We start from the raw sequence: 12,875 nt of genomic DNA on the forward strand, positions 1-12,875 counted from the left end.
TCCATCGCAATTTGGTTCATAGGCCTATTGGGTTGTAATGTATTCATTCGGAACCCTGAAAAGAGCCCATAACTCGGTTGAAAACCCCGAATAAGCAGCAGAGGCAAAGCTATTGAATGTCTCAAAAAGCGCGTCAAAAGACCTCTTTCACTTGGGTCTGTTAGTTGTTCGCCAGCTTGAATGGCCTCAATAACTCGAGGCATGTAACGTCCACCTTGGGACAATAAATTTAAGGTTGCAAAACTTTCGCTGACAATGAAATAGAGTGTTAAAACTTGGTTTGTAGATCTTCTAAGCACCCGATAAATCAAACAATATTGAGGCAAATGTAGCGCATCCTGGAAACTGCGTTGGTACCCATGAAACTCATCCATTCGCATGTAACTAGGTTTCTGCAGATAATTTTGATAGTTATGTGGCAAATCAAAATGCTTCAATTCGTCAAAATCATCAACCTCCTCATAGGAAACGACCTCCAAATCTGGAGACCACCGAATTTGCTGATCAAATTGCTTCTTAACATAATCCTTTTCCAAGTACAGGCAGGTATAGATAAAATCCTGGCAAACATGCGTCATGCGAAGCAAGGGCTCTATACTAATGCCAGATGCAAGAGAAAAATAGCTTTTTTGAAAGAGTGCGCGATCGATAATGGGTTTCGTTGTGTTCATAATCTTAGGCAACTTGCATGGTTAAAGGACCAAAAATCAAATGGTAGTTTGCTAATTTTTCGTCAAGAAGCTTTTTTACTTTACCAGTTAGCAGATGCTTAGCACGCGCAATGACGCTGTCTTGATGAATAAGGTCTTCGTAGATATCGTTGGGGCCCAAAGCTTCTACAACCACGCGTATGTCATTTAATATTGCATCCCGACGATAAACCGATGCACGCGCGTAAATATATCGTTCAACCAAACTAAATTTAGGTTGTGCTTGGTTTGCCATAAATTGATGCAGAAGAATGATTTCTTCCAAGGCAGCAGCGCGATCCAACTCATTTTGCATTGAAGCATATTGATCCTCTAAGGCCTTGACGTAAGGCTGAGCTTCGCCAACAAATGTTGCCGCTTGAATAAAACCTTGCATCACATTGGATTGACCATCACGACTCAATAACTCACTAAATACGCCTTTTTTAAGATTTTTCATGTTGGAAATGGTTAAAGGTTAAAAAGAAAAAGGGAGGATCGCCTCCCCTTTTACTTACACACAAACACAAACTATGGAAACAACAAAACAATATGTTAAGCGGCCATCGCCAAATGACGTAAGTAGATAAAGCCATTATCCACTACTACTTCATTACTCAAGTCGGCGATATAACGATAAACCGTACGTCTTTCAACATGTAAGTTCGTCGCCATACGCGTTACCGTACATTTAGAGCTATCGCTCTTATGAAGAAGTAATAACATGTTGGATAGGCGGCGGAATTTGGTTTTTGAAACTACGCCATACAATGATTTAATCACTGAATCAAACTCGGAAGTGGGGGTCAAATTTTTCATGGTTATACCTGTTTAAATGAGATAAGCATCTAGCGTTACGCCGATTACCCTACAAAGATATATAATTCTTTTTTATTTTTATACGCGGTATATAACAATTATAATAAAAAAAATATTATAGCCTCATATAATCCTTAAACGTAATAAAATTCGATATCTGTTAGATAAATATTTTCATTACTACGCTGAAAATCATTCTCAAACTGTTTGACAGTCTCTGTCATAATGCCTTCTAAATTAAATCCGTCCCAATTACCACGATCGAAAACAAACATAATTTTATTAACTCGAACATATGTTTGATTAGCAATCAGAGTGTCTTTAAAATATTCATGCAATTTACTTGATTCAACATCGAAACTTCGATCGGATCGATGCAATGGAAATAAGCTTAAATTTACTGGCATATATGGCCGAAAACAACCAACCTCAGATTTACTATTAACTAGATCACAGAAGCTGTAGAAACGATCAAAATCAAAAAGGCCACTCTTGACCATTAAATTAACCGCTAAAAAGTTCTTTTTTAATGCTAGGCATACCAAATGAATCTTATTGCTCTCAACCTCACGAATTATGAGTTGCTCATCTGGTAAAACACTAGGTGAAATAACCCTTACCTTGCTCATAGCTTAGTTGAATTTACTAGTGAAAACTGCTGAAAAGATTCATTAAATTCTATTTCATTTTTAACTGCTTCTAGCTTTAGTACTTTGAATTCGTTAAACTTTTCAATTATTTTTTCTTGATCGGCAATGTTCACGATGACATTAAGATTTATTTCGCTTAGGTCTGACATGGCAAAAGAATTGAATGAAATTTTTTCACTTGCTTTTGTTGATTTGTTCGATTTTGCAGCCGCTTGATTCTTTTCTTTATTCTTATCAACCAATACTTTAATTTCATCTTTTTTAGATAAATAAACTCTTTGCAATTCGGGTATAACCACTAAATCCAATAGTTTATGTAAATAAGGAATCGAGTATGGAATATCTTTGTTTGGCCTCAAAACAAAAAATTGATTCGCGAGCACATATTTTTGGTCAGGTACAATATTCAGAATATCAACCATTGAAAATCCTTTTGGCTCTCCTCGCATATTGATAATGTAATCAGATGGAATAAGTACTTTATCGTTAGGAATATCAATCTTGTTTTGATTATTATCACTCGAATTGGCTTGCTTAATCCGATTCAATTTAATCATCTCATCCTCATTTCTAATTCTATTTTTTTCATAATCAAATGCGCCGAGATTTAAAAAACGTACAGGTAAATTTGATTCCGCTTCTCGATCATTATAACGAGATTGTATTAAACCACTGGAAACTTGAAATAAGTCTTTGACTTTTCGCAGTTTCCACTCACAGAAATCAGATTGTATTTTGCTGAAAAACTCAGCTTCTTTTCCAAAAAAGAAAAACATAGCATATACTTTGGTTGGGCAAATTTACAAATTATTAGCGTTAACCACGATTAATTACAAACGAAGGATGACAATTTACAAGAAGTATATAACTTATTTAAAATGAAAAAACATTTTTAGCTGTGTGATTAGGTTGTTATATAATGAAATGGCCCCACGACACCTCCTGAAAAATAAGCTGCCGTCTCTAGAGCCTGTGCCAACTTCGCCTGAACAGAAAGTTTGGTATTTCCCAGCTGTTTCAACGCCCCAAGCGCGTACTGCTGGCCACAGCCCACCGCATCAAATCCGTCCAAGGTTTCCATCACATAGAAATCAGAATTTATTCGAAACAATCGCTCCTGGTACCCCACTAGAAAGGTCCCACCATGTTCAATGCCATGTTGGGTGTCTAAAATACCACCAACTTTAAAGCAATTGCGAAGTTCGTCCACAAATTTTGTACACATGTACGCATAAATATCCACGGGGGCTTGCTTCGCCACAGTAGCAAAACCAGGACCAATATTTTCAATAATGGGCGGCTGAAATTGGAATTTCAATAATTGAATCATACGAAACGATGTCGTACAACCAAAAATAAACGCTCCATTTTTGAATATTTTTGGCTGTTTCTCAACCTGAATCTCCATGCCCGTAACGGCAGCAGAATCACCGCCAATTATTATATTCCCATCTTGGGGATTTAGCATGCCAACAATACAAGTCATATTAAATTTTTATAGGTTAAACTATTCCATAACTGCCGCCGCATATACATACAAAGCAATAAATTGGCTTGCATAGGAAATCTGATTCAGAAGTCCCATTTCCAAATTCTCATTTGTATTGTCATGTGTATATAAATTTCGATAGAATAAAAGCGATCGAATACTTTTTGAAAATTTACGCTTCTGATGGTCAATTGAATGCTGAGGCAACGACTTTGCTACCTGATGATACTCGTATAATGTTGATAAGCCAAAATTCGTACGAATCGAAGCACTCAAACCATCACTTGAAACTAATCGGGAGTCTAATATCTTAATGTAGGTTTCAAAACCATGGGTCAACTTGATTATACACGATTCACGATCATAATAGTCGGTCCGCGAAAACCACAAATCATATATTGACTGTAACAATGAACGACCAAATCGATTAAAATCGCCATTCGTCTTCAAAGCCGTATAGAACTTTTGTAAACCTTCATTCATTAAGGCATCCTCCATTCCCAATTGACTTAATTCCATACGAATTTGTTGGTCAAATCGTACTAAGTCAAACGCCTCTCGCTCGATAATCCGTCCAGGAGTTCGCGTCTCAACTACTATAGGCTCCGCTATATCGTCGAACGCAGCAGGTACCTCTACCTCCTCTTGGGCGGTACGTGCCTCTGGCAATAAATCCACGCGTAAGGCTACATGGGTCTTTCCATTAATCTTTTGTTTTTCGAACAATTGTTCATCACGAAAAATCTTATAAAAATTCTGGATTCTTAATTCACTTGGCAAATACGACTCAAACCGATTCTTCAACTTATTTAAAGTGACCGGTGTATTACTCGTCTCTTTTAAATAATCAATAACTAACGAACGAATGAGCACACGATAGGCAGGCTCCTTGCGTAAAACAAGTTTACCCATTCCTTGGATTTCATCATTATCTAACGCATACTGATCACCATCAACTTGAACCAAACCACGATCTACCAACTTCGTCAATAAATGATCACAGGCCACACGGGCATTACCTTGCAATTGCTCTACTCGCGCCCAAGCAATAATTTTACGAATAATTTCTAATTTGGGTAATGAACCAAACTCTGCAAAAATTTCAAAAACCTTGTCGGCCAATTGCTCGCCTAACTTTTTATTCATTTTAGCCCGAAAACGAATATTGGGGAACTGAGATATAAAATCATCGAGCACAAAAAACTGTGGGTCGTCAATGGATACGCGTGCCATCGTTGTCAAATACGAGCGAATGGACGAATTCGGATATCGATAATGATTTGCTAAAAGCACATTCTTAACCGTATCAAAATGTGCCGCACCCCCATTCTCCGCTAGATACTGCTTAATAAATTCCGTACAAGTCAATCGATTATCCGCCAACTCACCATAACCCCATAAATTATTCCCATAACTAATGATTTTTTCTCGACCAGCTAAGTATAGATCTTCATCAAGAATGGTCTCGACACCTGCCATTTGACAACGCGTGTTATACCTATGCAAGATTTCTGAACGAGATAAATTCACTCCCGCCTCTAAAAGAATACGGCGTACTTGTAATGCTTGACTAGCTAACTCAATCCAAGGGACTTCATAAAATACAGTACCGTCCTCAGCGACAATTGCGTTAAAAAAAGCCGGATTGCCGTTCAGTATAGATTCAACTAAATGGGGATTGAAATCAAATTTTGTCTTCACTTCAGGTGAAACTAATTGTACGATGTCTTTAGTAGGCAATGAACAATCTAATCCTTTAAGTACCTGTTCTATAGCTCTAAAATGCTCCTCAAAAATGGTATTATACGCAATTTGGTTCGTAAGAAAAATACGATCTTTATACTTCGAAATCTTCCCTCCAAAAAATTCGACTAGACGTTCTAAGCGCGGAATATCAAAAATCACTTCGCCATCCGAAAAATAAGCAAAGAGACTTTCATTGAATTCACAATGCATCTTCAAAGACATTACCCGATCATACAACTCAGGATGTACTTGAAATCCATCACAAATTGAAAGTGGCTCATTGAAAAGCTGGCCCACGGCTGAACCGTTATAATTACGAATAATTTGCCGCGTACGTTCAGCAGTTAATCCAACGAGTGGTGCAATTTCAAAATAATCATGGGGACGATCTTTACCCACACCATAATACAACTCGACAATGGTTGCTATTTGCTCCTCACCACGAAAACGATAAATAGAAACAAAATCGTGAATGATTTTTTCAATGGATTCAGCGATTGTCTCCTGCGGATTATAGTGTGTAGGCAAAGTGACAGTTACCATTTCACGTAAATAGTATTGACAAACTGGATTGGGGTCCGCCAACATACGTTCACTAAATTCAAAATATGCTGGTTGCTTTCCTGAACCAAATCCTTTGATAAGCTGCAAATCTTCAGTTGTATAATTTAAGAGATCAAACAAAGATTTACCCGGTTTATAAATAGAACCAAAAAATTTAGATGGAACGAGTTTCTTTAAATGTTTCTCCTCCTTAATCGAATTCAATAAAACTAAATAATCCGGCATAGCTATACCATGAGCCTCAAAAAGAGAAATTGTTGATTCCTGCATAAATCGAAATAGTTAATGTTGCCACAAAGCTAAGTAAATAATATAGGCTAAAATTTGGTTTATCAAAAATTGTCACAATATAATTTTGAAGCTAAGCAGAGTAAAATAATCCTAACAATCCAAAAAAAAAATAAAAAAATCTACCGATATCTAAAAATGCAATCAATTGTCATTTACGCTTAATAAAACATATATTCCAAGGTAAAACTGATTGATTTAATGGAATTCCTTAAATTGCCCGAAACAAACTATTACATGATTCATCGTCGCGACTTCATCAAAAGCTCCATCGGACTCAGTGCTATCTTGAGTACAACGCCTTACTTCAGTAAATCCATCACCGAAGCATCCCCTATCAGTAACGAGGAACGCTTGGCACGGATAGCCAAAGCCCAAGTGCTTTTACAGAAAAACAACATCGTAGCCCTGATTTTAGATGCAGGAACGAGCCTTAATTACTTTACGGGATTAGCTTGGTATCCGAGCGAAAGATCCATGTTGGCGATTATCCCCGCCAAAGGTGAATTAACCTATATATGCCCCTATTTTGAGGAAGACCGACTCCGTGAGCTACTAAAAGTAGGTACCGAAGTCCGTACGTGGCACGAAGATGAAAACCCTTTCGAGCTTTGCATCAAGACACTAACAGACTTAGGATTAGCCAAAGGCCAAATCGGCATCGAGGAACAAACGCGTTTCTTCATCTCGAATGGCCTTCAAAAGGCAGGTAAAAACTTTCAAATCGTTAGTGGCGATCCTATTTCTGTGACTTGCCGACTAATCAAATCGCCTGCTGAAATAGCACTTATGCAAAAGGCGAATGACATAACAACGTTGGCAATTCAAGCCGGAATAGCCGCCTTAACTCAAGGCTGCACGCCTCGACAAATCAGTCAAGTAATTGCGCAAAAACATAGTGAACTAGGCGCCCAACACGGTTTTGCGTCCGTAACCTTTGGCGTGGCCACCTCATTCCCTCACGGTAGTTCACGTAAACAAATCCTTCAAAAAGGTGATGTGGTTATGCTTGATTGTGGTTGCCAAGTGGATGGATACGAATCTGATATTACGCGAACAGTGGTTTTTGGTGAGCCATCACAAAAACAAATTGATATTTGGAATTTGGAAAAAAGGGCCCAACAAGCCGGATTTGAGGCGGCGGTTTTAGGTGCTCCCTGTGAAAACGTGGATTTCGCAGCTAGAGGAATTTTAGTAAAAGCGGGTTTTGGGCCGGAGTATAAATTACCTGGGCTTCCACATCGCACCGGTCACGGAATCGGAATGGATGGGCATGAATGGGGCAATATGGTCAAAGGAAATAAACTACCGCTGCAAGTGGGCATGTGTTTCTCGATTGAACCTACGATTGCGATCCCCGGGGAATTTGGAGTCCGACTAGAAGATTGTGTGTATATGACGGAGCAGGGACCGAAATGGTTTAGCCAACCGAGCCCGTCGATTTCAAAACCATTTATGTAGACATTAGACCTCGATTCTTTTTCTTTGGCAAACCTTTCAGGATTGCCAAAGTTTGAGATGCGAAGCATCGATTCTCTGGGCTAAATCATAGCGTATAGCATGAAGAAAAAGACGCGAGGTATCGCGTCTCTACAGCGCTTTCGTGAACTTCACACAGGAAGGAACATCTTCTGCGTAGTGTGAAACAAATATCAAGGTCATATCGGAACTCGCTGCGATTGCATTAATTACTTCTTTCAACACCCCCACTTGTTCCGGATCTAAACCCTGACAAGGTTCATCCAAAATCAAAAGCGGTGGATTTTTCACAAATGCCCGTGCAATTAAAATCATCTTTTGCTCTCCCGTGGATAGCGTATGAAAAGAACGATCGCGTAAATATCCCAAACCAAACATCGCCAAACAGGCATCCACCTGCCCGGTTTGTTGCTCATTCACCTTCCGCGTCACACCCAATAAATCAAATAAACCCGAAGCTACCACAGCAAACGCATTTCCCGTTTCCTTGAAATACAAATGCATTTCCGGACTGACATAACCAATATTCCGTTTGATATCCCAAATGCTTTCACCTGTCCCCCGCTTTCGACCGAACAATGTGATATCCTGCGAATACGATTGCGGATTATCCGCCGTTATCATACTCAATAAAGTAGATTTTCCGGCTCCGTTTGGACCTTTCAACACCCAGCGCTCCCCGCGGTTGATCGTCCACGAAAATTGATCCAAAATGGTCTTGGAACCATAACGAATCGTGACGTTTCGTAAGGAAACAATAGGAGAATCTCCTATATCACCAAGTTGAAGTATGGAGCTAAGCGTAACTTCTACATTCCCCGGCTTCAGGCTAGTGATAGTGGGAACATCCCTGTGAAGTGTATAATATCGATTCACAAATTCAGGTATGTCCCCTCCCGATAAAAATAAGATGAATCGGATGCCTTTGGCATGTAATTGACTTAATCCTGCCGACAATACCGATCGTCCAGCAACATCCAACCCTAAATACGGATTATCCAACAACAACCAATCGGGCCTTTGGCCCAAAGCTTTAACAATTTGTAAGCGTTTATTCTCGCCGTTGGAAAGTTGTAATAAGGGCTTTTCCAACAAGCCATCTAGCTTAAACATGGTCACATAGTCTGCCACATCAAGTTCCCCCAATTCCTCACGAACGGTACATGAATCATCTGAATCAGATGAATTAAACCGCTGTTGGAGATAAAATTCGGATATATTACTGCGATTCTTGAAGTGATGTTGCTGCGCTACATACAACACAAATGATCCTTGAAACCACACCTCCCCTTTTCGAAACAAACGACCGGAGAGCGCTTTGGCCAAAGTCGTTTTTCCAGAACCCATCGGACCCACAATTGCTAAACAATCGTTGGCACCTACCTCAAACGAAATGTCTTTTAGCACTTCATGGGCCCCATAAGAGGCCGATAAATGAGTGACACGTGCAACGATTTCTAGGGACATAGGAGAAAGAAACAGCCAACAATTTACCGCATTTTTCATACATTTAGCCTGCTTTAAACCGAGAAACCATGAAAAAACTATTACTAATAGGCCTAATAAGCTTGTTGGCCCTACCCGCCTTCACCCAATCATTACCTCGCAGTACACCCGAAGCGGAAGGAATTTCATCTGCAGCGATCCAACAATACATCGAAAAAATCGATCCTAAAAAACACGAATTACACTCCTACATGCTCATTCGGCATGGGAAGGTAGTTTCAGAAGCTTGGTGGAAACCCTATGCGGCCGATAAAGTACATTCGATGTATAGCGTTTCAAAGAGCTGGACCTCTACAGCCATTGGTTTTGCAGTCGCTGAAAAACGACTCACAGTTCAGGATAAAGTCCTTTCGTTTTTCCCGGAGTATTCAGACCTCAAGGATAAACCTTTCATTCAAGATTTACGTGTGCAAGATCTCTTGACCATGTCCGTAGGTCACGAAAAGGAACCACTCCGTAGCGTCATCGTCATGCAACCCGACTGGATTCGTGGATTTTTGAATCATCCGATCGTGGCCAAACCTGGTACTAAATTCCTTTATAATACACTGGCAACCTACATGCTTTCAGCCATCATTCAAAAGGTCACGGGTGAGACTACGCTGGCCTATTTGAAACCACGTTTATTAGATCCCTTACATATCTCCGGCATCGATTGGGAATCTGACCAAAAAGGCATTAACGTAGGTGGCTGGGGAATCCGTGTCAAAACAGAGGATATGGCTAAATTAGGTTTACTCTATCTAAACAAAGGCAAGTTTGAAGGCAAACAGATATTACCTGCTGCGTGGGTGGAAGAGGCAACCAGCAAGCATATCGATCAAGAACCAGATGCAACAGCAGAAAAACGAGCAACTGGCCAATATGCGGATTGGATTCAAGGTTATGGATACCAATTTTGGCGAAGTAGACATAACTCCTTTCGTGGCGATGGGGCTTTTGGGCAATACATCTTGATGATGCCAGAACAAGATGCGGTTTTAATAATTACCTCAGAGTCACAAGACTTACCGGACGATTTAAACCAAGTTTGGAATAATTTACTACCTGCTTTTCAGCCCAAAGCACTTCCCCAAAACCCAAAAGCATTAGCTTCATTAAATCAATTTAATGCTTCAAGACAACTGGATGCGCCTACAAATGAACTTCCTTTCAAAAGCTTACAATCAGCAATTACCTTAGAAAAAAATCAATTTGATTTTGCGCGCATGCAAATCAAAACCAAAGGAGATGCGGCCGAATTAATCATCACGACCAAAGATTCTACCCAGCATACCTTTAAATTAGGATTCAGAACTTGGGGTATTGGTCAATCTAATTTAGTAGGCCCCTACATGTTGCGCGCCGCACGGGTAGATTTAGCTAAAAAAGCACCATTTGATTACGCTGGAAGCTTTCGAATTTTAGATGATCAATCAGTCGAAATTACGCTCCGCTACTTTGAAAGCCCACATCGCTGGACCTTTACCTGGAAGCCGGAGGTGGTTGAAGTGGTAAATTCGTTTGAGCCAGGCACGAAAATCCATTTAAATAAATTGTAGCGACACCTCGCTACTATCCCCTAGGCTAAACCCCAGGGTTAATTACCTCAGGCTTTAGCCTGAGGAACTTTGGCAATGCAGAGAGGTTTGCCAAAGAAAATAAGACTTTCGTCGCAAAATTTACCCGAAAGGATATAAAATTGAAAAAGGATTCCTATAATTGATTTTTAAAACCTCACTTCCTATGAAAAAGAATTACAATAACTCCCGTCGGCAATTTTTAGCCGCCGGTTCTCTTGCCTCTTTAGGCCTTTTGTTTGCCAAACCTGCTGCTTTTGCCTTTGGCACCGCAAAACCAGATTCGAAATTTGGTGGTGTTCAAATTGGTTGTATTACCTATTCATTCCGCAGTATGCCAGGTACCATTGATGATATCATTGGATACTTAGTGCAATCTGGCATTTCAGCAACCGAATTAATGGGTGATGCCGTTGAGGAATATGCAGAGAAGCCTGTAAATCCGGTACAGATGCGTTGGACTCCGGGCCAACCGCGTCCTACGCTCACCGACGAGCAACGTGCGGCAATGAAGAAATACCAAGAAGAGGTGAAAGCATGGCGTGAAACGGTATCCATGGATAAATTCAAGGAAGTGCGTGCTAAATTAGATAAAGCAGGAATCAGTGTTTATGCGTATAAACCCAATGCTTTTGGCCCAAATAATTCAGATGCTGAAGTAGAATACGCATTGCGTTCTGCCAAAGTTTTAGGTGCTAAATCTGTGACGGTTGAATTACCTACAGATCCAAAACAAACCCAACGATTAGGGGATTTAGGTGCAAAACATGGTATTTACTTCGGTTACCATACCCATACACAAGTAAAAGACACCGTGTATGATGAGGCTTTGGCACAATCGCCTTACAACTCCATCAACTTAGATGCAGGTCACTACATCGCTGTAGGTGCACCGCACAACACAGCTAGTTTGTTGGCATTTATCGAAGCAAAAAAAGACCGCATTACCTCCATGCACATCAAAGATCGTACTTCGAAAGAAAACGGAGCGAAGAATCTTGTTTGGGGAACGGGCGAAACTCCTTTGAAAGAGTTATTAACGGCCATGAAGAAAAACAAATACAAATTCCCTGCAACGATCGAATTGGAATATGACATTCCAGCTGGTTCAGATGCGGTGACAGAAGTTAAAAAATGTGTGGAGTACGCGAAAGCAATCTTAGTCTAGCAAACGAATTTCACTCAAATGATCAATCAAATCGGAGGCCACTAAACTGGCCTTCGATTTTTTTTGTATAGCCAAATCCCCCGATAAGCCATGAATATAAGCGCCCAGGCGAACCGCCACATCAGGTGCATATTCTTGGGCACATAAAGCGGCAATAATACCCGTCAACACGTCTCCAGATCCGGCGGTAGCCATCCCATCATTTCCTGTCGTATTTGTGTATAAATCACCCGAATCCATCACCACAATCGTGGGTGCCCCTTTCAATAATAACTGGCAAGGATAAATGGATACAAATTCTTTGGCTTGCTCTTCTCTTCGCACATTATCAAACTCCAAACTTCCCAAACGTGCAAATTCACCTGGATGTGGCGTTAAAATATGATGCCGTTTAACTTGGGAAATTAAAGTTTCATAAGACCCCAACAGCGTCAATGCATCTGCATCAAAGACAATAGGACCTGAATAATGCTGTAAAAGAAATTCCAAATTTCGGCGCACTTGAATCGAAAAACCTAAACCCGGACCGAACGCAATAGCGTCGTAAGGTTCTAGGTTAATGGAGGATAAATCAGATTCTGTACGGTACATGATTTCGGGACTATTTGAAAGCAATGGTCCCACACCCTCCTCCGGAATCATGGCAGTCACCATCCCACAACCGGTATGCAATGCAGCCCGCGCACATAAAAGTGCAGCACCCACTTTTCCTGGACTTCCAGCAATAATCAAGACATGACCAAAGGATTTCTTATGTCCATCGGGCTGTCTTGCTTGCTTAATCGAATGTATCCATGAAAGGTCTATCTGATTCATCTTGGGAAAAATTAATAAGCTGTTATGGGCTCAATTGATCCATCCGCGCGATACTTCAATTCAGTTACTTTGATGTTACGTAAATGTGTTCTGCCTGATAAT

12 protein-coding genes are annotated in these 12,875 nt (G+C 40.3%); 3 read left to right on the forward strand and 9 right to left on the reverse strand.

The window, feature by feature from the left end; genetic code table 11:
* From ACIQZ2_RS10995 to ACIQZ2_RS11025, 7 genes are all read right to left on the reverse strand, one after another.
* Nucleotides 1–671 (reverse strand): hypothetical protein (locus ACIQZ2_RS10995; RefSeq protein ID WP_395768899.1); only part of this gene is annotated, 671 nt, incomplete at its 3' end.
* Between the two features lie 4 nt (nt 672–675).
* A complete protein-coding gene (locus ACIQZ2_RS11000) occupies nt 676–1,149 on the reverse strand; it encodes a hypothetical protein (RefSeq protein WP_395768900.1) in 474 nt (157 codons plus the stop codon).
* Nucleotides 1,150–1,244: 95 nt separating this feature from the next.
* The gene (locus tag ACIQZ2_RS11005) at nt 1,245–1,508 is read right to left on the reverse strand and encodes an HTH domain-containing protein (RefSeq protein WP_395768901.1); all 264 of its coding nucleotides are present in this window, start codon (nt 1,506–1,508) and stop codon (nt 1,245–1,247) included.
* A gap of 134 nt (nt 1,509–1,642) precedes the next feature.
* Entirely contained in the window at nt 1,643–2,137 is a 495-nt protein-coding gene (locus ACIQZ2_RS11010) for a hypothetical protein (RefSeq protein ID WP_395768902.1), read from the reverse strand.
* A complete protein-coding gene (locus ACIQZ2_RS11015; RefSeq protein WP_395768903.1) occupies nt 2,134–2,934 on the reverse strand; it encodes a hypothetical protein in 801 nt (266 codons plus the stop codon). Before ACIQZ2_RS11015 ends, ACIQZ2_RS11010 begins: the two co-directional genes overlap by 4 nt.
* Nucleotides 2,935–3,062: 128 nt before the next feature.
* Nucleotides 3,063–3,644, reverse strand: coding sequence for a hypothetical protein (locus ACIQZ2_RS11020; RefSeq protein WP_395768904.1), 582 nt, complete (start codon nt 3,642–3,644; stop codon nt 3,063–3,065).
* 21 nt (nt 3,645–3,665) lie between these two features.
* The gene (locus ACIQZ2_RS11025) at nt 3,666–6,227 is read right to left on the reverse strand and encodes a hypothetical protein (protein ID WP_395768905.1); all 2,562 of its coding nucleotides are present in this window, start codon (nt 6,225–6,227) and stop codon (nt 3,666–3,668) included.
* Nucleotides 6,228–6,482: 255 nt separating this feature from the next.
* On the opposite strand from ACIQZ2_RS11025, the gene ACIQZ2_RS11030 reads away from it, so the two are divergent.
* Nucleotides 6,483–7,706: a M24 family metallopeptidase gene (locus tag ACIQZ2_RS11030; RefSeq protein ID WP_395768906.1), complete on the forward strand. Its 1,224-nt coding sequence runs from the start codon at nt 6,483–6,485 to the stop codon at nt 7,704–7,706.
* Nucleotides 7,707–7,835: 129 nt separating this feature from the next.
* On the opposite strand, the gene ACIQZ2_RS11035 is transcribed toward ACIQZ2_RS11030, so the two are convergent.
* Nucleotides 7,836–9,191, reverse strand: a complete 1,356-nt coding sequence (locus ACIQZ2_RS11035) for an ATP-binding cassette domain-containing protein (RefSeq protein ID WP_395768907.1) — start codon at nt 9,189–9,191, stop codon at nt 7,836–7,838.
* A gap of 68 nt (nt 9,192–9,259) precedes the next feature.
* On the opposite strand from ACIQZ2_RS11035, the gene ACIQZ2_RS11040 reads away from it, so the two are divergent.
* Entirely contained in the window at nt 9,260–10,771 is a 1,512-nt protein-coding gene (locus tag ACIQZ2_RS11040) for a serine hydrolase domain-containing protein (protein WP_395768908.1), read from the forward strand.
* A gap of 184 nt (nt 10,772–10,955) precedes the next feature.
* Nucleotides 10,956–11,957, forward strand: a complete 1,002-nt coding sequence (locus tag ACIQZ2_RS11045; RefSeq protein ID WP_395768909.1) for a sugar phosphate isomerase/epimerase family protein — start codon at nt 10,956–10,958, stop codon at nt 11,955–11,957.
* On the opposite strand, the gene ACIQZ2_RS11050 is transcribed toward ACIQZ2_RS11045, so the two are convergent.
* Nucleotides 11,949–12,773, reverse strand: coding sequence for an NAD(P)H-hydrate dehydratase (locus ACIQZ2_RS11050; protein ID WP_395768910.1), 825 nt, complete (start codon nt 12,771–12,773; stop codon nt 11,949–11,951). The two genes, ACIQZ2_RS11045 and ACIQZ2_RS11050, sit on opposite strands and share 9 nt — an antisense overlap.
* Nucleotides 12,774–12,875 lie beyond the last annotated feature (102 nt).

The organism is Aquirufa sp., from assembly GCF_044342065.1.
Classification (GTDB): domain Bacteria; phylum Bacteroidota; class Bacteroidia; order Cytophagales; family Spirosomataceae; genus Aquirufa.

What these genes read in the sequence shown, in the direction of transcription:
- ACIQZ2_RS11000 (WP_395768900.1), bottom strand. Translation starts at nt 1,149, where the DNA reads ATGAAAAATCTTAAAAAAGGCGTATTTAGTGAGTTATTGAGTCGTGAT.
- ACIQZ2_RS11005 (WP_395768901.1), bottom strand. Translation starts at nt 1,508, where the DNA reads ATGAAAAATTTGACCCCCACTTCCGAGTTTGATTCAGTGATTAAATCA.
- ACIQZ2_RS11010 (WP_395768902.1), bottom strand. Translation starts at nt 2,137, where the DNA reads ATGAGCAAGGTAAGGGTTATTTCACCTAGTGTTTTACCAGATGAGCAA.
- ACIQZ2_RS11015 (WP_395768903.1), bottom strand. Translation starts at nt 2,934, where the DNA reads ATGTTTTTCTTTTTTGGAAAAGAAGCTGAGTTTTTCAGCAAAATACAA.
- ACIQZ2_RS11020 (WP_395768904.1), bottom strand. Translation starts at nt 3,644, where the DNA reads ATGACTTGTATTGTTGGCATGCTAAATCCCCAAGATGGGAATATAATA.
- ACIQZ2_RS11025 (WP_395768905.1), bottom strand. Translation starts at nt 6,227, where the DNA reads ATGCAGGAATCAACAATTTCTCTTTTTGAGGCTCATGGTATAGCTATG.
- ACIQZ2_RS11030 (WP_395768906.1), top strand. Translation starts at nt 6,483, where the DNA reads ATGATTCATCGTCGCGACTTCATCAAAAGCTCCATCGGACTCAGTGCT.
- ACIQZ2_RS11035 (WP_395768907.1), bottom strand. Translation starts at nt 9,191, where the DNA reads ATGTCCCTAGAAATCGTTGCACGTGTCACTCATTTATCGGCCTCTTAT.
- ACIQZ2_RS11040 (WP_395768908.1), top strand. Translation starts at nt 9,260, where the DNA reads ATGAAAAAACTATTACTAATAGGCCTAATAAGCTTGTTGGCCCTACCC.
- ACIQZ2_RS11045 (WP_395768909.1), top strand. Translation starts at nt 10,956, where the DNA reads ATGAAAAAGAATTACAATAACTCCCGTCGGCAATTTTTAGCCGCCGGT.
- ACIQZ2_RS11050 (WP_395768910.1), bottom strand. Translation starts at nt 12,773, where the DNA reads ATGAATCAGATAGACCTTTCATGGATACATTCGATTAAGCAAGCAAGA.